19 protein-coding genes and 2 tRNA genes are annotated in these 22,786 nt (G+C 35.5%); 15 read left to right on the top strand and 6 right to left on the bottom strand.

Annotated features, from left to right (window positions below; all coding sequences use genetic code 11):
* Window positions 1-18: 18 nt before the first annotated feature.
* Complete coding sequence (locus QRY57_RS22155; RefSeq protein ID WP_286016104.1) at window positions 19-684, bottom strand: aquaporin; 666 nt, start codon at window positions 682-684, stop codon at window positions 19-21.
* A gap of 389 nt (window positions 685-1,073) precedes the next feature.
* Between QRY57_RS22155 and QRY57_RS22150 the strand changes: the two genes are divergently transcribed.
* The 7 genes from QRY57_RS22150 to QRY57_RS22120 all read left to right on the top strand — a co-directional run bounded on the left by QRY57_RS22150 (window position 1,074) and on the right by QRY57_RS22120 (window position 12,095).
* Window positions 1,074-2,768, top strand: a complete 1,695-nt coding sequence (locus QRY57_RS22150; protein WP_090687718.1) for a sensor histidine kinase — start codon at window positions 1,074-1,076, stop codon at window positions 2,766-2,768.
* Entirely contained in the window at window positions 2,765-3,931 is a 1,167-nt protein-coding gene (locus QRY57_RS22145) for a response regulator transcription factor (protein ID WP_286016103.1), read from the top strand. Before QRY57_RS22150 ends, QRY57_RS22145 begins: the two co-directional genes overlap by 4 nt.
* A 186-nt stretch (window positions 3,932-4,117) precedes the next feature.
* On the top strand, window positions 4,118-5,368 hold the full coding sequence (locus tag QRY57_RS22140) for an ABC transporter substrate-binding protein (RefSeq protein ID WP_098302367.1): 1,251 nt from the start codon (window positions 4,118-4,120) through the stop codon (window positions 5,366-5,368).
* Window positions 5,369-5,390: 22 nt separating this feature from the next.
* A complete protein-coding gene (locus QRY57_RS22135) occupies window positions 5,391-6,335 on the top strand; it encodes a carbohydrate ABC transporter permease (RefSeq protein ID WP_026593554.1) in 945 nt (314 codons plus the stop codon).
* Between the two features lie 23 nt (window positions 6,336-6,358).
* Window positions 6,359-7,186 (top strand): carbohydrate ABC transporter permease, encoded by an 828-nt coding sequence (locus QRY57_RS22130; protein WP_026593553.1) that lies wholly within the window; start codon window positions 6,359-6,361, stop codon window positions 7,184-7,186.
* 49 nt (window positions 7,187-7,235) lie between these two features.
* Window positions 7,236-10,322: a beta-galactosidase, LacZ type gene (gene lacZ / locus QRY57_RS22125; protein WP_286016102.1), complete on the top strand. Its 3,087-nt coding sequence runs from the start codon at window positions 7,236-7,238 to the stop codon at window positions 10,320-10,322.
* A 51-nt stretch (window positions 10,323-10,373) separates the two neighbouring features.
* Window positions 10,374-12,095, top strand: coding sequence for an amylo-alpha-1,6-glucosidase (locus QRY57_RS22120; RefSeq protein ID WP_286016101.1), 1,722 nt, complete (start codon window positions 10,374-10,376; stop codon window positions 12,093-12,095).
* Between the two features lie 32 nt (window positions 12,096-12,127).
* Here QRY57_RS22120 and QRY57_RS22115 read toward each other — a convergent pair whose 3' ends face one another.
* The 3 genes from QRY57_RS22115 to QRY57_RS27310 form a co-directional block, all read right to left on the bottom strand.
* On the bottom strand, window positions 12,128-12,313 hold the full coding sequence (locus QRY57_RS22115) for a PspC domain-containing protein (RefSeq protein ID WP_026593550.1): 186 nt from the start codon (window positions 12,311-12,313) through the stop codon (window positions 12,128-12,130).
* 209 nt (window positions 12,314-12,522) lie between these two features.
* Window positions 12,523-14,346, bottom strand: a complete 1,824-nt coding sequence (locus QRY57_RS22110; protein ID WP_090687710.1) for an APC family permease — start codon at window positions 14,344-14,346, stop codon at window positions 12,523-12,525.
* 296 nt (window positions 14,347-14,642) lie between these two features.
* On the bottom strand, window positions 14,643-14,756 hold the full coding sequence (locus tag QRY57_RS27310) for a hypothetical protein (protein WP_490715732.1): 114 nt from the start codon (window positions 14,754-14,756) through the stop codon (window positions 14,643-14,645).
* 307 nt (window positions 14,757-15,063) lie between these two features.
* Here QRY57_RS27310 and gerE point away from each other — a divergent pair, with 307 nt between their 5' ends.
* The 8 genes from gerE to QRY57_RS22070 all read left to right on the top strand — a co-directional run bounded on the left by gerE (window position 15,064) and on the right by QRY57_RS22070 (window position 19,749).
* The gene (gene gerE, locus QRY57_RS22105; protein WP_000659494.1) at window positions 15,064-15,288 is read left to right on the top strand and encodes a spore germination transcription factor GerE; all 225 of its coding nucleotides are present in this window, start codon (window positions 15,064-15,066) and stop codon (window positions 15,286-15,288) included.
* Window positions 15,289-15,494: 206 nt separating this feature from the next.
* Entirely contained in the window at window positions 15,495-16,292 is a 798-nt protein-coding gene (gene racE, locus QRY57_RS22100; RefSeq protein ID WP_243765168.1) for a glutamate racemase, read from the top strand.
* Between the two features lie 151 nt (window positions 16,293-16,443).
* Complete coding sequence (locus QRY57_RS22095) at window positions 16,444-17,490, top strand: GerMN domain-containing protein (RefSeq protein ID WP_286016100.1); 1,047 nt, start codon at window positions 16,444-16,446, stop codon at window positions 17,488-17,490.
* Between the two features lie 129 nt (window positions 17,491-17,619).
* The gene (gene rph / locus QRY57_RS22090) at window positions 17,620-18,357 is read left to right on the top strand and encodes a ribonuclease PH (RefSeq protein ID WP_026593546.1); all 738 of its coding nucleotides are present in this window, start codon (window positions 17,620-17,622) and stop codon (window positions 18,355-18,357) included.
* A 10-nt stretch (window positions 18,358-18,367) separates the two neighbouring features.
* Window positions 18,368-18,979 (top strand): XTP/dITP diphosphatase, encoded by a 612-nt coding sequence (locus QRY57_RS22085; RefSeq protein WP_286016099.1) that lies wholly within the window; start codon window positions 18,368-18,370, stop codon window positions 18,977-18,979.
* A 13-nt stretch (window positions 18,980-18,992) separates the two neighbouring features.
* Window positions 18,993-19,499, top strand: coding sequence for a metallophosphoesterase (locus QRY57_RS22080; RefSeq protein ID WP_026593544.1), 507 nt, complete (start codon window positions 18,993-18,995; stop codon window positions 19,497-19,499).
* 101 nt (window positions 19,500-19,600) lie between these two features.
* Window positions 19,601-19,674, top strand: a tRNA-Gly gene (locus tag QRY57_RS22075).
* Between the two features lies 1 nt (window position 19,675).
* A tRNA-Arg gene (locus QRY57_RS22070) sits at window positions 19,676-19,749 on the top strand.
* Window positions 19,750-19,973: 224 nt separating this feature from the next.
* On the opposite strand, the gene QRY57_RS22065 is transcribed toward QRY57_RS22070, so the two are convergent.
* Entirely contained in the window at window positions 19,974-21,362 is a 1,389-nt protein-coding gene (locus QRY57_RS22065) for an MFS transporter (protein ID WP_286016098.1), read from the bottom strand.
* A 634-nt stretch (window positions 21,363-21,996) separates the two neighbouring features.
* A complete protein-coding gene (locus tag QRY57_RS22060; RefSeq protein WP_286016097.1) occupies window positions 21,997-22,737 on the bottom strand; it encodes a GntR family transcriptional regulator in 741 nt (246 codons plus the stop codon).
* Window positions 22,738-22,786 lie beyond the last annotated feature (49 nt).

The raw sequence follows: 22,786 nt of genomic DNA, 5'->3' as shown, positions 1-22,786 counted from the left end.
TCAGAAAGAACGAAAATTCTATTTTTCAGTATTTAGTACAAATTTCCCTACAATGGCAGCAACGATACCACCAACAATTGGAGCAACAATAAATACCCATAATTGGGATACAGCTTCTCCGCCAGCAAATAAAGCTGGTGCTAGGCTACGTGCTGGGTTAACAGAAGTTCCTGTTAATGGAATACCTAATAAGTGAACCAATACTAGTGTAAAACCAATTACTAATCCAGCTAATTGTGCATTACCCCTTTTACCTGTTACTGCAATAATTACTAAAATAAAGACGAATGTTAATATAAATTCAACTAAGAAAGAACCTGACAAGCCAAGATTTCCAAAGCTATTTTGTCCTAAGTTATCTAAAGACATATTAGAGGATTTTAAAATAGTCACTAACGTTGCAGTTCCTAGTAAACCACCTAAAATTTGAGCTAATAAGTAACAAGCAAGTTCCATAGCGCTCATTCGTTTGTTTACAAACATGGCAATTGATACTGCTGGGTTTACATGACATCCAGAAATTGTTCCAATGCTATATGCCATAGCAACAATTGACAATCCGAAAGCCATTGCAATTCCTAAAGTTCCAATTCCTTCAATTCCGCCGCCTAAAACAGCTGTTCCAGTTCCGAATAATACAAGTACAAATGTACCAATAAATTCAGCAATCCCTTTTTTTAACATAATTTTCCTCCTCGCATACACATGAATCGTATTATAACATAAAATTAGGTGGATTTAAGTATAAATGGAAAATATAATATTATTCTGATAAATAAAATACGGAAAAATTATACAATTCTAATCAAATAAACAATATGATACTTCAAGAATAATCATGTGTTTTATTTATGCGATGTTTACATTTGTTATACTGTTTTTCTTTGTTTAGCCACCGGAACAGACCGATTCAAAATTCAATCTACAACCTCCATTATTTTTCGATTATAAAAAGGGGTGCTTGCAATAAAGCGCTCCTTTTTTATAGATTTTAATGTTATTTTTGATAAAATATATTTAAGTTTTAATATTCTGAAAAGATAGATAAATAATTAGGATAAGGGAAGAGGCTCATGACGAAATTTAGACTATGGGGATTGCTGCAACAAATTCGAACAAGCCTTCGTTTGAAGTTATTAACGTGTTTTTTAGTTGTTGCACTTATTCCGCTCATGTTGTTTAGCTGGATGTCATATGAAAAGTCATCCAATCTTGTAAATGCACAGTTTGGGGATTATGGAAAGTTTGCTATATCGCAGCTTCAAGCTCAAATTGAATTAACATTAAGCCATATGCATTTAATTGCTAGTGATATTCAAGAATATTTATCAGATCCGACGTTAATTGTTTTAAAAAAAGAAGCACCAAAATCGTATTCGGAATTTATTATTGAGAAGAATTTTGAAAGGTTTTTAGAAGCGCATAAAACAGCACAAACAAAGGGAATCTTTTTGATTACACCTAGTGGTTATTACTATGGAGATCGGTATTTAGATGTGCAGAAACTAAAACAAGAAAAATTTTGGGAAGGACAAGGGGATTTATCACAAGGGTATTGGAATGGGATTTATGTTTCGAATCATTACTCAATAGCTGATAAAAACAAAGTAATTGGATTACTTGTTCCAATCCAAACAGGTAGTTTGAAAGATAGCCGGATATTAGTGGAAACAGATGCGACGGATTTATTTAAGTTTATTGATTCATTAGAAACAGATTTGCATGCACTGATTACCATTCGTGATGAAAAAAAACAGGTGATTTACACAACGGATGAAGATTATAAAAAAAACAAGGGTGATATCATTTGGGAAAAGCCAATTCCATCAAATAAATGGAGTCTAGAAATTATTATTCCAGAAAAAGAATTTTATCAATCCTCTACAATTATTTTGTTTGTTACATTAATTGGAATTATTGTATCGCTATGCCTAGCTTTTATGTTGGCATTTTTAATTTCAGCTAAGCTAACGGAAAATGTCACGAATTTGGATTATGCAATATCTCAAGTAAGTAAAGGAGATTTTTATACAAATATACCAGTAAATTCACAAGATGAAGTAGGGAATTTAACTGTGAATTTTAATAAAATGGTTGTCAAAATTAAATCGTTAGTAGAAGAAATATATGAGAAGGAAAAGTTGAAAAAAGAAGCTGAGCTTAAGGCAATTCATTATCAAATTAATCCGCACTTGCTATTTAATACATTAAATTCGATTCAATGGAAAGCAAAGCTTCAGGGGGCAAATGATATAAGTGAAATGATTTATCATCTTGTTGCTGTGCTAGAAGGGAATTTAAACTTTGCGAACGAACTTGTCACACTCCAAAATGAACTGACTATTATAGAACATTATTTAAAGGTGCAGGAAATTCGATTTGGAAATTATTTTTCTTATACGCAAGATGTCTCATCTTCTATAAAAGGGGAACAGATTCCAAGAATGTCGCTACAACCTATATTTGAAAACATATTTTTTCATGCTTTCGATGATGGACAAGGAGCTATTACATTATCGGCATTTGAAAAGGAGAATGGTGACTTATGTATACATATTACCGATGATGGTCGTGGTATTTCTGATAGGCGAAAACCGGATTTATTACAAGAGCCATCTGTAGAACAAAAAGGGGGGCTTGGATTATATAATATCGATCAAAAATTCAAATTGCATTTTGGGATAGAGTACGGATTAACGATTCAATCAGAAGAAAAGAAGGGGACTATAGTTCAGATTCTTTGGCCAAAGGGAGGGATACAGAAATGAAACGCATTAAAGTGCTTATTGCGGATGACGAGACGATTGTTCGAAGGGGCTTGAAAGTGGCGATAGATTGGTCAGTATATAATATGGAAGTAGTAGCGGATGTACCAAATGGTGAGAGAGGATGGGAGGAGTTTGTACAACATGAGCCAGAAGTGGTGATTACAGATATTGTCATGCCTGTTATAAATGGAATTGAATTTGTGAAAAAGATTAAACAACATGCGCCGAAAACAAAGGTATTATTATTAAGTTGTCATCGTGATTTTGAATATGCACAGGAAGGGATTAAATTAGGGGTTTCAGGTTATTTATTGAAAACATCGTTTCATGACGAGGAGCTGGATCAATATTTACGAGAATTTCAAAAAGATTTAACAGTCCATAGGGAAGAAGAAGTGATTGAACAGCAAAAATCTTTCTTTTATGAAGATTTTTTTCAATGGTTATGTGGTTTTCAAAATCAGTTCCAAGAGATACTTGTGGATTTATTTCATAATGAATGGAAATGGATGAACGATGGGTATTATGCCTGTTTTATAAGATCAGAATCGAGATTACATTTCATATTACAAGAGCTGGATCAAAAGTTATCAAATCCACATGTGAAGATATTATGTGGAAAGGATCAATGTTTCTTATTTCTTAATGAAAAATATAAGGGAATGATGGAACAAATGTTTATGGATGTAAAGAGTAAATATGAAGAGCTATATTGGATTACGTCGGGGGAGCTGTTCAGCACCGGGCAATGGATGGATTCAGTTAAATCGATGAAGCAATTTGCAGAACTTGAGATTAAGTATAAAGTAACGATTAACAATTGGCCAAAAACAATTAAAGAGGCTATTTTGTATACAATGAATCATTTATCAGAGCCAATTGTTGTTTCAGAAGTGGCGGAGATGGTAGGGCTAAGCAGAAGTCATTTTAGTATGCTTTTTAAAAAGATAATAGGTGAAAGTTTTCATTCTTTTACAGAACGAAGAAAACTTGAACTTGCCATGCAAATGCTTCAAACAACCTCACTTACGATTCAAGAGGTAGCGGAGCATATCGGTATTTCAAATAGTAAATATTTTAGTAAATGGTTTAAAAAGTGTACAGGAACAACACCATCAGAATATCGAGACAAACAATGTGAAACTTTATATAAAACAAATTGACACCATACTTTTGTTGAACGAACAATTTGATAACAAAAATCGAACAAATCGATGTTTTTAACCGCTTTCATAAAAGGTAAAATGAAAGCGGTTAAATTATTTGTTCTGAAAAATCAGAAATTAAAACTTTTTTGGAGAAGGGGAGTGTAAGTAGTGAAAAAAATGGTACATGTATGTCTTAGTTTTATGCTCGTACTTATAGTATTTTTAGCTGGTTGTAGCTCAAATGAGACCACAAGTAAAAAATCATCAAAGGATGATGAAAAGAAACAAACATCGAGTGATGGAACAGTATTACGATTTGCAACTTGGGATGCTGGAAAAAATTTAAAGATTCAGCAGCAAATTGCAAAGAAATTTGAAGAGAAGAATCCGGGAGTCAAAGTACAGGTGGAGGCTTATGGCGATGGCTTTGATCAAAAGCTTGCAGCATCTTTCGGAGCGAAAAATCCACCAGATGTTATGTATATGTGGAATTTCCCAGCTTATTATAAATCTCTTGAACCTTTAGATGAACTTGCAAAGAAAGATCCGGATATGAAATTAGATGACTTTTATCAAGGGCTATTTAACTACTCTAGTATTGACGGGAAATTATATGGTATGCCAGCAGGATTTACAACACGGGTTATATATTACAATAAAAAGTTATTTGATAAAGCGAATATTCCATATCCGAAAGATGGTTGGACTTGGGATGAGTTTGTAGACACTGCGAAAAAGTTAACAGATGCAAGCAATAAACAATATGGATTTGCTTTAAGACCTGAGCCAGATACGTATGATTTACAAGGGTTTATTTGGAGTAACGGTAGTAGTTTTGTAAGTGAAGATGGAAAACAAATAAAAGGACATATGAACAGTACAGAAACAATTGAAGTTATGAAATCTTTCCAAAGTATGCTAAAGGATAAAACGGCTGTATTAGTAGGTGGAAAAAACCAACAGAGCGGTGACGATATTTTTAAAGCTGGGAAGTTAGCAATGTGGGAGAGCGGAATCTGGCCATTAGAAGGGTTTAAAGAGGCAAAAATTGATTTTGGTACAGTAGAACCTCCTACATTTAAAGGAAAACCTGTGAAGGGGCTTGTTGCTACATCAGCTGTTTCGATTGCAAAAGATGCAAAACATAAAGAGTTAGCTTGGGAGTTTGTTAAGTTTTATTCTTCACCAGAAGCGATTAAAATGCGAACTTCTGATTTACCGGTTCGAATTAGTGTTGTAAAAGAATTGAAGAAAGAAGAAGAGACGAATATTAAACCGTTCTACACAATGCTAGAACGTTCAACAAATACACCAGCATTTTTACTTAATCCAAAATGGGATGAAGTAAACCGGAATTTATCAGCGGCAATTAATGCAATTATGCTTGGACAAGATCCAGAGAAATTATTAAATAAAGCGGTTCAAGATTCAGAGAAGTATATGGATAAATAATTGTAAAAGCAAAGAGGTGTGGATGGTGAAATATGGAGTATCTATAGAGAGTGAAACGAATATAGCTGTTAGAAAAAAGAAAATGAAATGGGAGAAACTCGTTCCTTACGCATTTATATTTCCGTGGGTATTTGGCTTTATAGCCTTTACCCTTGGTCCTCTTTTATTTTCACTGTTTATTAGTTTTTTTGACTGGCCGCTTATTGGAGAAGTTCAATTTATTGGATTAAAAAACTATCAAGATATGTTTCTAAATGATCCGATGTTTTGGGATTCGCTATGGATTACAGTGAAATTTGCAGCATTATTTGTTCCATTTAATTTAATTATTGCTCTATTTTTAGCGATTTTGCTGAATCAAAAGGTAAAAGGACATGCGTTTTTTCGAACATTTTTCTATTTGCCAAGCGTTATTTCTGGTGTGGCTTTAGCGATGATTTGGGCATGGGTATATAACGGAGAGTATGGTATTTTGAATTATTTTCTATCGCTTGTGGGTATAAAAGGACCAAATTGGTTAAGTGATCCGAACTGGTCACTCATTGCGATGGTAATTGCTAGTTTATGGGGACAAGGCACGCTTATGCTCATCTTTTTAGCTGGATTAAAAAATATTCCGCAAAACTTGTATGAGGCTGCTTCCATTGATGGAGCTGGAAAAGTGCAGCAATTTTTCAAAATTACATTGCCGATGTTAACGCCGACAATTTTATTTAATTTAATTACAACAATTATCGGTGCGTTTCAACAATTAACATTAGCGCTTGTATTAACCGGCGGAGGTCCATTAAAGTCCACCTATTTTTACGCGATGTATGTATATGAAAATGCATTTAAGTATTTTAAAATGGGCTATTCATCAGCGAATGCTTGGTTTATGTTTTTAATCATTTTAGGGTTAACATTACTGGTTTTTAAATCATCAGCAGCGTGGGTTTATTACGAAAATGAGATGAAGTCAAAGTAGAAAATGAATAAGGAGGATACGGTGTGAGAACGAAGAAGCGCATATATCGAATTGTAGTGTACGCACTATTAATAGGCTTTTCTATTTTATTTTTATTGCCCTTCTTTTGGATGATTACAACATCTGTGAAATCACCAGAAGAATTATATTTATATCCACCAAAGTGGATTCCATCTGAGTTTAAATTTAGTAATTTTGCAAAGGCGTGGACAAGTCAACCATTTAATACTTTTTTATGGAATTCAATTGTTGTAACAGTGCTTTCTACAATCGGGCAGTTAATATCATCTTCTTTAGTAGCGTATGGTTTTGCGCGTTTTAAATTTAAAGGGCGGGATATTTTGTTCATGATTGTACTAGCAACGATGATGATTCCGTGGGAAGTAACGATGATTCCGCTTTATATGGAATTTAATGCTCTAGGCTGGATTAATACGTTAAAACCTTTAATTATTCCATCTTGGTTTGGCGGTGCGTTTTTTATCTTTTTAATGAGACAATTTATTATGTCTGTTCCGAAGGAGCTAGATGAGGCTGCAAGGATGGATGGTGCGAACGCATTTCAAGTTTACTACCGTATTTATTTACCGATTATGAAACCGATTTTAATTCTAGTTGCTGTTTTTAATATTTTAGGATGTTGGAACGATTATCTAGGACCGCTTATTTTCTTAAATGATCAAAGCAAATATACATTAACGCTAGGCTTAGCGCAGTTTAAAGGTATGTTTGGCGTTGATATGGAAGGGATTATGGCGGTGACATTGTTAATTAGTATTGTACCTCTTGCGCTCTTCTTTTTTGCACAGCGATATATTGTGGAAGAGTCGGGACATACAGGTCTTAAATGATAGAGTGTAGAAATGGTGAGACAAAGTGAAAGCAAAAAGGAGGATCGATATGGAACGTAACATGTTAGCGGACTTAGAAAATGTTCAAGTAACAGGGCGAAATCGTATGGAGGGAAGGGCGTATTTTATTCCATTTCAAACGGAACAAGCGGCTCTATCTTTTACGCGTGAAAGCTCTTCTTATTACAAATTGCTGAATGGAATGTGGAAGTTTTTGTACTTAGAATCCCCAAAGCAACTTCCAGAAAATTTTTTCTTAAGTGAATTTGATTGTAGTGAATGGGATACGATTCATGTACCTGGGCATTGGCAATTGCAAGGATACGGAAAGCCTCATTATACCGATTTATATTATCCGTTTCCGCTTCAGCCACCCCATGTTCCATTTGAAAATCAAGTCGGTTGTTATAAAAATGAATTTTATATACCGGAAAGTTGGAACGGTGGATGTATTCGTATTCGATTTGAAGGTGTGGATAGTGCCTTTCATTTATGGATAAATGGAGAAGAAGTGGGATATAGCCAAGGAAGTCGTTTGACGGCAGAGTTTGATATTACATCGTTTGTTCATATGGGAAAAAATACGATGACAGTATGTGTGTATAGATGGTGTGATGGATCTTATATAGAAGATCAAGATATGTGGTGGTTAAGTGGCATCTTTCGTGATGTGTACATTGTGCATGAACCTGCTGTGCATATTTATGATATGACGCTATGTACAACACTAGATGAAAATTATGAAAATGGTGTGTTACAACTAAGTACAAAGATTTGCAATGAACAATTACTGAATACAAATTATGTACTAGAGTATAAATTTTGTAATGAGCATGGGGAAGTATTAGATCAACATATATCGTATCTGAACTTACAAGGGACAAGTGTTATAGAGGATACACATTCGTTTTTTGTCAAAAAGCCACAGAAATGGTCTGCAGAAGAACCGCATTTGTATATTGTATTGTTCACGATTCGAAATGAAGATGGTGAAGTTGTAGAAGTGGTTTCACAGAAGATTGGTTTCCGTATGATTGAGATGAAGGATAGGAATCTGCTTGTTAATGGTATTCCCATTACATTTAAAGGGGTGAATCGTCACGATCACAATCCGGATACAGGAAGGTATGTCACATATGAAACAATGAAGCAAGATGTAATACTTATGAAGCAGCACAATATTAATGCGGTACGAACGGCACATTATCCGAATGATCCGCGTTTTTATGATCTATGTGATGAGTATGGTTTATATGTAATTGATGAGGCTGATTTGGAATGCCATGGATTTGAGTTAATTGGTAATGCAAACATATTAAGTGATGATCCTGAATGGGAAAATGCTTATGTAGATCGTGTGGAACGTATGGTACTTCGAGATCGCAATCATTCCTCCATTATTATGTGGTCACTCGGAAATGAATCCGGGTTCGGTTGTAATTTTATTGCAATGGCGAATAAGTGTAGGGAATTGGACCAAACAAGAATTATTCATTATGAAGGTGATCGAGAAACGAAAGTCACTGATATTTTTAGTACAATGTATTCTTCAGTCGAAAAGATTATTGGTTATGCAGAAGAAGAAAATTGGGAAAAACCTCATATTTTATGTGAGTATGCCCATGCGATGGGAAATGGACCAGGTGGATTAAAAGAATATTGGGAAGCGATTTATAGTCATAAAAGATTGCAAGGTGGCTTTGTTTGGGAATGGATTGATCACGGATTACGTCAAGTGAATGAAGGTGGAGAAGAGTACTTTGCATACGGAGGTAACTTTGGAGATACTCCGCATAATAGTAATTTTTGCATTGATGGACTACTCTTGCCAGATCGAACGCCATCGCCAGCGTTGTTGCAATACAAGAAAATAATTGAACCTATTAAAGTAGGAGAAATAAACATTCGAAGTGGTAGGATTTCAATACAAAATATATATGATTTTCGCTCGTTAAGAGGGCATCGTGTGCAGTGGACTGTAAAAAAAGAAGGAAAAGTAATTGCGAGTGATTCTATAGATGCCCCGCCTTTGTTACCGAAAGAGAGTTGTGAGATTCAGTTGCCTTTTATAGATGATATAGCCCTTCATACAGAAGAGGATTGCTATGTAACCGTGTCGACTGTACTAGGAACAGATACAAATTGGGGAGTCGCAGGCCATGAAATAGCTTGGGAACAATTTTGTATTCCAGCTTTGCAAAAGGTAAGAAGAAAAAAAGATTCGCAGTTATACGGACCATTAACTTTACATGAAACAAAGGAGGAAATTCGCGTTACTGGTGAAAATTTCGCGGTTTCTTTTCACTCTGTAACAGGGCGTATGAAAAACTGGACCTTTAAAGGACAATCGCTTATGGAGGAAGGACCGAAATTAAATATTTGGCGGGCAACAATTGATAATGATATGTATACAGTTAAAAAATGGAAAGAACAATATGTACACCTTGTGAAGCATGATGTAGAAAATATAGAAGCTCTGCAACTTGAAAATGGAAATGTTGAAGTTGTTGTGACAGGATCTATTGCTCCACTTGTTATGAACTGGAGAATTGCCGTTACTTATACGTATGAAATTGAAAGAAGCGGGGCTATGAAAATAGAGACAAGATTGAATCCAAGTGGAACTTTACCAGAGACACTTCCGCGAATGGGGCTCGAGATGCGTTTGCCAAAACAATATCAAAATGTAAGTTGGTTTGGACGTGGACCAGGCGAATCATATGCGGATAGTAAAGAAGCAAACAAAGTAGATTTATATGAAATGGCTGTAAAAGACTTATTCTTCCCGTATGTTTTTCCGCAAGAGACGGGAAATCGAACGGATGTAAAGTGGGTTTCGCTATATGATCAATATCATGTAGGGTTTGTTGCGTATAGTAGGCAAGATTTTAATTTTAGCGCCTTACCTTATACAACAGAAGATTTAGAGAAAGCAGAGCATTTGTATGAATTACAAGAAAGAGAGTTTGTTACATTTCATCTAGATTATAAGCAAAATGGTTTAGGAAGCGCGAGTTGTGGACCGGCTCAGCTTCCGGAGTATCAATTGAAGCCAGAGCCGTGCTGGTTTGAGGTGTACATTGTCCCTTTTAATGGGGATCATAAACGAGCTTTTGAGATTGTAAAAGAATCATAAATTACAAGAGGGCCATTCTATTGGTAGGGCTCTTTCCTAGGGGGGATATAAATGTTTGATTTACAACAAGTTCCATTTAGCCGGTATGGTTCTTTTTTAGTGATTTCTTTAAACTATGATAACGGATTACTGATTCGAAATATTCGCGGTGGTGACGATGATTTTGGTGAAGTGTTTAAAATAGAGGTATTAAATCGGAAAGGACAGGTTATACCATGTGAAACGAAGATGTCGCCATCTTTACTAACACTTCAGACTGCAGAAGGTGATGTGAAGATTTGTTTTTCTCATTCTGATACAATTCGCTTTTCTTCGGATCGATTGCATCTACGTTTTATTGGGATTACAAGTTCGTATGATTACTGTATTCCAAGTGAACAAGGTGGATGGGAAATTAATAGCTTTTCAAAAGAAATGAGATTTCATTTATCTGCTATAGAAGGGGTTATGCATATGGATGCCCCGTTTGAGGAGCTTCGTTGTAAACATATTATTGTTGATATTTGTGCGCAAGATGAAAAATCAGGGATTGATGTGGAACTAACGGAATATAAAACAGTATTACAGAAGCCGAAGGAGACGAAGACATTCACAGAGGCAGTAGATGCTACTAAGACGAATTTTGTAAATTGGTTACGCCATACATTGGCTGTCCCGAAAGACTTATTGAAAGGGAGAGAGTTAGCGGCTTATATTACATGGTCTTGTATGGTAGAAGCGGAAGGGTATTTGCCGCGAAAAGCGATGTATATGTCAAAAAACTGGATGACGAATATATGGAGCTGGGATCATTGTTTTAATGCGATGGCATTAGCGATGCATCAACCGACAGTGGCGTGGGATCAATTTATGATTTTCTTCGATAAGCAAGATGCGTGTGGTGTATTACCAGATTATATTAACGATAAAAGTGGGCTGTGGAATTGTTGTAAACCACCTATTCATGGGTGGACGCTGAAATGGATGATGGAACATGCAGATTTTATAACAGAAGAGCATTTACAAGAAGTGTATGAACCGTTATGCAAATGGACAGATTGGTGGTTTACATATCGAGATGATGATGGGGATGGGATTCCTCAATATAATCATGGAAATGATAGTGGTTGGGATAATAGTACGATTTTTCACCGCGGTGCTCCTATTGAGAGTCCAGACTTAAGCTCATTTCTTATTTTACAAATGGAAGTATTAGCGGAGGTTGCGGAGAAACTTGGGCTTGAGGAAGAGGCAAAGCAATGGGGAGAGCGAGCAAATACAACGCTTAATCGTATGATTCAACATTGTTGGAGAGAAAACCGTTTTATTGCCCCGCAATCTGGGAATCATTCATATGAAGTATCAGATAGTCTCGTGTTATATATACCCCTCATTTTAGGAAAAAGGTTACCTAAAGAAATTATTGAAAGCTTACTTACAGAATTGAAAAAAGAAAATCACTTTTTGACAAAACATGGATTTGCTACAGAGAGTATAAGAAGTCCCTATTATCGAGATGATGGATATTGGCGCGGACCAATTTGGGCACCGACGACATTTATTATGACTGAGGCTTTACAAGCAGTTGATCAAAATGAGTTTGCGAAGGATATTGCCTCTCGTTTTTGTATGATGGCAAATAAAAGTGGGATGGCTGAAAATTTTCATGCACAAACCGGACAAGGATTGCGTGATTTAGCGTTTACATGGACTTCTAGTGTGTTCCTTATTTTAGCAAATAAGTATTTGTTAACACGAAAAGAAAGTATGCTTCATCAAAAAGCGACAAGATGAAAGAAAGGCACCGAATTGGGCACCGGTGCCTTTTAGTAAGAACGTGGCATAAGCAATAAACAAACAAGGTAAGCTAAAAAACCTGTGCCGAAGCATAGAATCGCAATCACCCAAAGTATGCGAATCATACTAGCGCTTATATCGAAATATTCTCCTAAACCACCGCATACACCAAATAACATTTTATCAGTTTCAGATCTACGTAACTTTTTTTCCATTATAAAATCCTCTCCTTTTTTAATCACCATGTTGTTTTTTATGTAATGATGATTCTTTATACTTTTATCTTACATGGAAAAGAATATGGAAACTATCGAATTATATTACATTTTTATGGTGGGAGATTACATTTTTGTAAGGCATTTTTGATGGTTATGCACCTAAAAGAAAGGGGGAAAACAAACCTCTATTTAGGTGCATAATGTTCTTATTTTCGAAATCGATAAGGAACAGTCGTGACAATGACGTTTTTCTTATATAGAAGGTAGACACGTAGTAATACGCTCGATTGGTTGTGTAAAACGTTATGCCAGTTCTTTTTGGTAATGAACTGCGGAATTAAAACAGTAACAAAACGGTTGTTCTCTAGTGCTTTATGTTGAATAATCGTAATTAATTTTGCGATAGGTCGCATTAAGCTTCGGTAAGATGAGACAAATGTAACGAGACGAATGTTCGGTTGCCATTCTTTCCATTTCTCCTGCATACGTAGTTCACTCTCTTTATCAAAAGCTACATATACAGCGATAACTTGATCGCTAATGGTTTCTGCGTAATTGATGGATTGTTCGACTACTTTTGTAATGCCGGCGACGGGAACAATTACGACATTACCAGTTACTTTTTCAGGAATTTTATTGAAATTGACACGCAACTGTTCACCTACTGCAACATAGTGACTGTGGATGCGATGAAAGATGAAAACAATGATAGGTAGAAAAATAAGAATGGACCATACTTGTGCAAATTTTGTAATAAAGAAAATGAGAAGAACAGTTAATGAAATAAGAGCGCCTAATAAGTTTGTAAGTAATTTAGGTAGCCATCCTTGTGGCTTTTCTCGTAACCATTTTATAATCATACCTGTTTGTGACAATGTAAAAGGGATGAAAACACCTACTGCATATAGCGGAATTAATTGTTCGGTTTTACCTTGAAAGGCCAGAATTAACAAGATGGAACCGATGCCTAGTGTAATAATTCCATTTGAATACCCTAAACGATCTCCGCGCATTAAATACATACGCGGCATATATTTATCTGATGCTAAATTAAATGCTAATAATGGAAATGCTGAAAAACCTGTGTTTGCAGCTAGTACTAAAATAAGCGCAGTTGTTCCTTGAATAAAGTAGTATACAAAATTCCTTCCAAATATATTTGAAGCAATTTGGGACACGACAGTTTCATTATGTTTTGGGGCAATTCCATACCAATAGGCTAAAAATGTGATACCTGTAAATAAAATAGCAAGAATTGTTCCCATAATGACTAATGTTTTTGCTGCATTTTTCGCAGCAGGTTCTTTGAAATTTGGAATTGCATTGGAAATTGCTTCTACCCCTGTTAAAGCGGAACAGCCCGATGAAAATGCCTTTAATAATAAGAAGAGTGTGATGCCAGGCACGACAGTTCCGATTGGCGTATGTAAATTAGCAGGTGCTTGACCGGAAGTGATCTTAAATACACCAACAATAATTAAAACAACAAGTGCGAAAGCGAAGAGATAGACAGGATAAGCTAGAATCGATGCTGACTCCGTTACGCCCCGCAAGTTCAAAATTGTAATAAATAAAACGAGTATGACTGCGATTGGAACTGTGTATGTGTGCAAAGTCGGAAAAGCTGATGTAATAGCATCGGTTCCAGCTGAAACACTTACAGCTACAGTAAGGATGTAATCAACAAGTAGCGATCCTCCTGCAATAAGTCCAGCATTTGTACCTAAATTTTTTTTAGAAACAACATAAGCACCTCCGCCGTGCGGATAAGAAAAAATGATTTGTCGGTATGATAAAATGAGCGCTGTTAATAAGATTAAAACGCCAACTGCGATTGGAATGGAATACCAAAAGGCGATTGCTCCAAATGCAGCAAGAACAATTAAAATTTGTTCTGTTCCGTAAGCAACAGAAGAAAGTGCATCAGAAGAAAGGATTGCGAGTGCTTTTAGTTTATTTAATTTTTGTTCTCCTAGCGCTGTTGATTTAAGCGGTCTACCGATTAAAAATCGTTTGAAATTCGAAAACATAATGACACCACCAATACATAAAATTTTGCGTACAAAGCGGATTGCTATAAATACATACATTTCTATTAGGTAGTATTGGCGCCTTTTCGATGAATCTTTCTGAAAAGAAAGAGGTAATAAATGGAGTGAAGTAACTTGGGGAGAGAACGGCAATTATATTTCAAATGGATTAAGAAGAAAATCCAAACAACATAGTGGAATCCTATGTTGTTTTATTTTTTCAGCTGAAGAATTTTTGAAATGAGGAGGGGAAGAAAAAATACGAATAGGAGTATGCAATCTTCCGTTATTATTCTTTATTTTAATTCTAAAACTGATTTCATTATATGGAAAATACTAAAACCTTGTAGTATATCCATTGAAATGACAACCCCTATTGTGGATAGTGACAAAATTATAGAGATTAACATAAGTTTCATGTCATCACCATAGTATCCATTTATCTTTTGAATAAATGGATACTTGTTCTATTGAGTAAGTGGCGACAAATTAATTAAGAAATGAATAGTTATATGTAAGCGCATTTATGTTGTTTGATTTTTATAGAAGCTACTTTTTATAGCATGTGATTGAATTACATACAGAATGTAAATAACATATGCAAATTAGCCCATTTTCATTCACCACCTGCACATTTCGTTCATACAATATCTTGACTAAATAAACACCCAACTTACAAACGTACAGCTCCGGCTTAAGCAAGGAGGGTTATATCAGTTGAAGGAAAAAGCATATCAATCTAAACCGTTACTCACAAAAAGAGAGAGAGAAGTATTTGAATTACTAGTTCAAGATAAAACAACGAAAGAAATTGCAAGTGAACTTTTTATTAGCGAAAAGACCGTACGCAACCATATATCAAATGCAATGCAAAAGCTAGGGGTTAAAGGACGTTCGCAAGCGGTTGTTGAGCTTCTTCGTATGGGGGAACTCGAATTATAACAGGTGAAGCCGACTTTTTATAAAAGGTCGGCTATTTTTCTGTCTTGCAAATTGTGAAGAAAAGGAGCAAAATAAAAAAGTCCCTGGTCTATACAGGTACATATTAGAAATCTATTAAAAAGCTACTTTAGTTTTATCAGATCTAAGGTATGTGATATATAATGATATGTAAAAAAATAAGGTAATGAATAAGAAAACGGGTGATTATGTTGAATAGAGCGATTGGTGTCATTGATTCGGGAGTCGGAGGATTAACAGTAGCGAAAGAATTAATTCGCCAGCTACCAAAAGAGCGTATTATATATTTAGGAGATACAGCACGTTGCCCGTATGGTCCGCGTTCTCGTGAGGAAGTGCGTCAATTCACATGGGAAATGACGGAGCATTTATTGGCCATGGATATTAAGATGTTAGTTATTGCTTGTAATACGGCAACTGCGGTTGTGTTAGAAGAGATGCAAAAGCAATTACCAATCCCAGTAGTGGGTGTAATTCACCCGGGTTCGCGTACGGCTTTAAAAGTGACCAATACGTACCATGTTGGTATCATTGGAACAATTGGAACGGTAAAAAGTGGGGCGTATGAAGAGGCTCTGAAGTCTATTAATAACCGTGTTATGGTAGACAGTTTAGCGTGTCCGCCGTTTGTTGAACTTGTAGAAAGTGGAAACTTTGAGAGTGAGATGGCTTATGAGGTTGTGAGAGAAACGTTGCAACCGCTGAAAGCTACTGAAATCGATACGCTGATTTTAGGGTGCACACATTATCCAATTCTAGGTCCGGTTATTAAGCAGGTAATGGGAGATAAGGTGCAGCTAATTAGTTCTGGAGATGAAACAGCTCGTGAAGTGAGTACGATTTTGTATCATAGTAAGATGTTAAATGAAGGGGAAGAACAAAGCGATCATCTCTTCTTGACAACAGGGAAAATAGATTTATTTAAAGAAATTGCATCTAAATGGTTTGGGCAACCGATTGAAAATGTAAAGCATATTAATTTGTAACCAAATTAATAGTATATTCATAAAAAACCTTCTGAGAAATCAGGGGTTTTTTTATTTAATAAATTGTAAGATAGGTTGTCATTGCTTGTTCTAAAATGATAAAAGGATCGTATACATAATAGTACAAACTTAGATTTTAGGGGGAAATGGTATGCCTAAATCCACTTTTAAATGGCTTGTTTGTGTTACGGTAAGCGCTGTTTTACTAACGGGTTGCGGTTTGTTAAATCAGGAGAAAGAAACAGAGCAAATTGATCCGCCGAAAAAAGTCACGTATACAGATGGTGAGAAGAAAGACAGTGCAAAGAAAGAAAAGCAGGGACAAACGATACAAAGAGAGTTATACCTTGTTGATAAAAATGGATATGTTGTACCGCAAACAATAGCAATGCCTGTTCCGAAAGAAAATGAAGTTGTGAAACAAACATTAGAATATCTTGTGAAGGATGGGCCGGTAACAAATCTGCTTCCAAATGGATTTCGAGCTGTTCTTCCAGCGAATACAACTTTGTCAGTTGATGTGAAGAAAGATGGCACGGCGGTTGTTGATTTCTCAAAAGAAATGAAAAGCTATAAAAAGGAAGAAGAGCGCCAAATTGTTGAATCTGTAGCGTGGACATTGACGCAATTTAAGAACATTAAGCAAGTCAAATTTCAAATTAATGGTGAAAAATTAGCAAAGATGCCTGTTGGAGGTACACCGCTTGGGGAAAGTGTGAGCCGTGCTGATGGTATTAACTTTGATGATGAGCAAGTGGCAGATGTTACGAATACGAAGTCAGTTACACTTTATTTCTTGGCGCAAAATAATAAAAAACAGTATTATGTGCCGGTAACACGCCGCGTGGCAGAAGGAAAGGAAAATGAGATTGCAACGGTTGTGAATGAGCTTGTAAAAGGGCCGTCGGGTTCATCTTTACTTAATGATTTTAATCCTGATGTAAAGCTCGTTAGTGAACCGAAATTGCAGGATGGAAAAGTTACATTGAATTTCAATGAAAATATATATGCTAATAAAGGGAAAAGTGTGATTTCAAATTATGTCCTGCAATCACTCGTTTTATCTTTAACAGAAAAGCAACATGTAAAAAATGTTTCTGTTGAAGTAAATGGAAAAGCAAATCTTGTTACTGAGAAAGGTGAGAAACTAACAAAACCTGTTAATCGTCCGCAAAACGTGAATACAGGTAGTTTTTAATCATAAATAATTTGATATACTTATATAAGAAAGAGGAATTTCTTTTTGAGTTCCTCTTCTTATTGTTATACATATCAGAATTTGAAAATGGGCTATACTAACAGGTAGCAGTTACTAGGGGGTTATTTTATGCGAGTAGATGGTAGACAAGCGGCAGAACTACGCCGTATACATCTTCATACAAATTATTTAAAGCATCCAGAAGGATCTGTACTCATTGAAGTTGGAGATACGAAGGTGATTTGTTCGGCAACGATTGAAGAACGTGTACCGCCATTTATGAGAGGCGAAGGAAAAGGATGGGTAACGGCGGAATACGCGATGATTCCGCGTGCAACAGAACAACGTACAATTCGTGAGTCTAGTAAAGGGAAAGTAACTGGTCGCACAATGGAAATTCAACGTTTAATTGGACGAGCATTACGTGCGGTTGTTGATTTGGAAGCACTTGGGGAAAGAACAGTTTGGATTGACTGTGATGTAATTCAAGCAGATGGCGGAACAAGAACTGCGTCTATTACGGGTGCTTATGTTGCGATGGTATTAGCATTTGAAAAGTTATTACAAGCAGAGAAAGTATCTAAAATTCCAGTAAAAGACTATTTAGCTGCAACATCTGTAGGAATTGTTGAAGGCCAGGGTGTAGTCTTAGATTTAAACTATGCCGAAGATTCTAAAGCTGATGTTGATATGAACGTCATTATGACAGGAAAAGGTCAGTTTGTTGAAGTACAAGGAACTGGAGAAGAAGCGACATTTAGCCGTGCGGAATTAAATGAATTACTTGATGCAGCAGAAAACGGGATTTTACAACTCGTTGAAAAACAAAAAGAAGCATTAGGCGACATTGTATCTTACATAGAATAGAGGTGGACAAATGAAACAAGTTGTTGTAGCAACGAAAAACATGGGGAAAGTACGTGAATTTGCCGAGTTATTTGAGAGATTTGATTTAGAAGTAAAATCTCTTCATGACTTTCCTCACATCGAAGAAGTCGAAGAAACTGGTGAAACATTTGAAGAAAATGCAATTTTGAAAGCGGATAGTTTATGTAAGCAGTTAAATTCAATTGTTATTGCAGATGATTCTGGACTTATTATCGATGTGTTAAATGGAAAACCTGGCGTCCGATCTGCTCGTTATGCAGGTGAACCAAAAGATGATCAAGCGAATATTGATAAAGTTTTAACAGAATTAGAGGGTACTCCGGCGGAAAACTGTACAGCGCGTTTTTATTGCGCGTTAGCGGTTGCTTTTCCAGAAGAGAATAAGAACCCGGTTATTGTAAATGGTACATGTGAAGGAAAGATTTTAAATCAACCTCGTGGTGAAAATGGTTTCGGATATGACCCAATCTTTTATGTAGAAGAATATAAAAAAGCGATGGCCGAGCTAACTTCGGATGAGAAAAATGAAATCAGTCACCGCGGGCGTGCTCTTCGTAAGTTAGAGGAGAAAATTCCAGCGTGGTTTTTAGAAGAAGAGTGAGGGAGAGAGACCGATGAGAGCTTTAATTGTAAGCGATAGTCACGGTTCTACGAAAGAATTACAACAATTAAAAGAAACATATGAGGGAAATGTAGATGTTATGATTCATTGTGGTGATTCAGAACTAACACCGGATCACCAGGATTTGCAAGGATTCCAAGTAGTAAAAGGAAATTGCGATTTCTATAATGGTTTTGAAGAAGAAATTATTATTGATGTAGATGGAATGCGCTTTTTGGTCACACATGGTCATCGGTATAATGTTAAAATGACTGTGCAAACACTTCTGTATCGTGCGAAAGAAGTGGAAGCGGATATAGTATGCTTTGGACATTCACATATGTTAGGTGCGGAATTTATTGATGATATTTTATTTATCAATCCTGGAAGCATTGTATTGCCGCGTTCCCGTAAAGAAAAAACATTTACTTTGTTAGAAGTAAATGAAAATAACATTGAAATTCGATTTGAAACATTAAATGGAAAAGTTGTTGCACATAAAACTTTTCAAAGAGGATAAGAAAAATTATCCTCTTTGAAAAAAAGTATTGACTTTATCCCTGTGTGCAAATATAATAAACCTTGTCGATAAGATATTAAGTAAAAATAAAAACAAAATATGCGGGTGTAGTTTAGTGGTAAAACAAGAGCCTTCCAAGCTCTGGTCGAGAGTTCGATTCTCTTCACCCGCTCCATGTCCCAGTAGCTCAGCAGGATAGAGCAACGGCCTTCTAAGCCGTCGGTCGGGAGTTCGAATCTCTCCTGGGACGTCTTTTAAAACCGTTAAGTTCATTATGAACTTAACGGTTTTGTGTTTTTAGGTAATAATAAAACGATTCTACCTTTGAAGAAATCAACTTCCTAAATATAATTTAGGGAGTTTTTTTGCGACTAAAAAAAGAAGTGTTTGGAGGTTTTATTTAATAAAAAAGAACCCTAAAATTTTGGTCTTAGGGTTCTCACATGAAATAATTATTTTAAGGTTATTATAAATCTATTTTGTCGCTTTTCGTCCCACTAATACCCAGTACAGAGATAAACTGAAAAGGGTAATGAGTACGAGGATAAATAGGATATTACTAAACATGGAAGCATCCGAATTGTTTATAATCCCTAGGAAATTTTTTCTCAATGCAGAATGGTCCATCATTGCGGCTGTATAGGCAATTCCGATTGACATAGCGACATTAAGTGTTAAATTATAAAATCCGATTGCTGTTCCTGTTTTTTCTTTTTCAATCGTACAAATGCAAGAATCAAGTAATGGTGCATACATGAATGCAAATGAACTAGAGAAAAGAACCATAGATATTACGAATACAATAACAGAAGTTTTTATAAAGAATCCGCCTAATAGCAAGCTGATCATAATGCTAACCATAGCGATTGTAATACATTGCCTGCTTCCCATAACCTTCGCAATTTTTCCAGAAAGAGCCCCGACTATCGTAGCTGCTATATAGCCAGGAATCAATAATAGTGAAATGGTATCTAGTTTCAAACCATACATCTTTTCAAGCAAGAATGGAAATAAGAAAATATATGCTAACTGTACAGAGTAAATGATAAAAGCAACGCCAAGCAATGAGATAAACTGTTTATTTTGAAAGAAGGATATACCGATAAAAGCCTTTGAGTTCTTGCTGATATAAGTAAGGAACAAGGCAATTGCAACAATAAACAAGAGAAGGTACATCCAATTGAAATCGGTAATATATAGTAGTAGGGATGCTGAAATCGTTCCTACTAGAAATAATCCTAATACATCTACATGACTGTTTGTCGCTTCTTCCTTAGGAAGATATTTTAAAATAAAAGGAAGAGTGAAAAGTGTTACTAAAGAAATTAAAAATAGAGTTGTCCAGTGGAAGTATGTTGAAACATAACCTCCAGTTAATGCCCCGATAAGCTGTGAAAGAGCAAAACTACTTGTACTTAATCCTAAAAATTTCTTTTGTTCATCTGCAGGTAAATGCTTTGTAACGAATATTACATATAACGTTTCAGCTGATGCTAAACCGGCAGTTTGGATAATACGTGAGATAACAACTAGTATAAACGAGTGTTGCAAAATATATCCCATAGCGGAACCAACGCAGATTAAAATGATCCCAACGGTAAAAAGTTTTCTGAAACTAACAGAATCCGCTAAAGCAGCGTAAACGACTGCCCCAATTCCAATCACAAGACCAGCTAATGTTGCCTGCCAGCTAACGGTTGTCGCTGAAATGTGAAAATCCTTTGCCATATCAACAGAAATAATCTTAAATGAATTGTCAATTACTAAACATAATAGAAATAACAGTAAGGTAAAAGGTACTGCTTTTTTAGCGCTAAATTCCTGCGTTTTTTTCGTGCTTACATCTGCACTTATTGTAGACATAGTTATATTCCTCTCTTCTTGTTATTTAGGGAATGGTCTTTCTGAGTCATGATTGTTTGGCCTTTAACTACCAATTAATTCTTTTGTAAAAAGATGGTTTCAGTAATTTCTAAACCATTTGTTTCATATGCGGGGGTTCCTTGTGCACAGTTGTACCCATTTTTGTTCGTTTCTTCTTATGGTGCTTAAAAGGAAACGTTCTCATAAACAACCAAAAGCATCTTTCTTTTTGATTGTGTTTTCATGATGATGCATAATAATTCTTTGAACTATATAATATTGTCTGTTTATCTAAAAACTTGTATGCGCCTTAATAATGAAAAGGATACCTGTCCTTTTTACGAAGTTAATAAGGAAACGTTTTCATGAACAACCAAAAAATATTTCACTCAGTGATTACGCTTTCATGATTGTGCATGATAACTCTGTTGAATATACAATATTGTCTAGTTGTCTAAAAGCTTGTACGCATCTGAACAATGAAAAGGATATCATACCTTTTCTTTGTTCACAACCTATCTTTCTTTTGGAATTTGTCTTTTTTGTTACAAAAAAAGCGATGTATTTCGTATGAAATACATCGCTTCCAAATTAAATATAGAACTTTATAAGAGATGATGAATTATTCATTCAGTTATTTAGATGTTTTAATCCTAATTTGACTAAATTCTATTGGTATATAGTATTTATTATAAACCACAGGGTATTTATCGCTGATATATACACTTTCTAAAATTAAATCAAATTCCTCCCCGTGGAAAATTTGATATTTTAATGATGGAGTATTGGCGGAATTAGAACGTTTAATTTCAATGGTAGAGGAATTAGCAAGTTCATATACTTTCTCCTCCAACATTTCCAATACTTGCTTCTCGTTATGCAAGTCAAGGTTTAATTTAGAAACGGCTTCTATTGGCATCATGGTAAAAGCAAACGCTACTATCTTATCGTGATTTTTATACCATCGTTCCAATGCAACCACCGCGGTCATCTCTTGATTTAATACTTGTATTGCATAGTCCGTTACTAGGTCAATTCGGAAATTAAGTTCGATATCATCTATTTTTTCTGTATAGCATTTATATAAGGGATTCCCCAACTTCTCCAAGCCATCGCTACTTTCATTATGATGAAATTTTGTAATGAAATTTCCTTTTCCATGGATATTTTTAACCAATCCATCTTCCTGTAAAAGTGCTAACGCGTGTCTTAATGTCATTCTGCTTACACCAAAGATTTTAGCCAATTCAGGTTCTGTTGGAAGTTGACTGTCTAAAGGAAATGTTCCATCCATAATTAATTTATATAGTTGGTCATACACAGTGACGAATAGCGGTTTTTTTTGTTTATTGAGTTCGTGAAGTTTATTGTCCATTTTTTTATACCTCTATAGTTTTTCCAGTTTATTACTATAAAGTCCGTTT

The sequence above is a fragment of the Bacillus arachidis genome, from assembly GCF_030285945.1.
Taxonomy (GTDB): domain Bacteria; phylum Bacillota; class Bacilli; order Bacillales; family Bacillaceae_G; genus Bacillus_A; species Bacillus_A arachidis.
The sequence above is the reverse complement of the archived record's forward strand: the minus strand, read 5'-3'. Positions and strand labels throughout refer to the sequence as shown.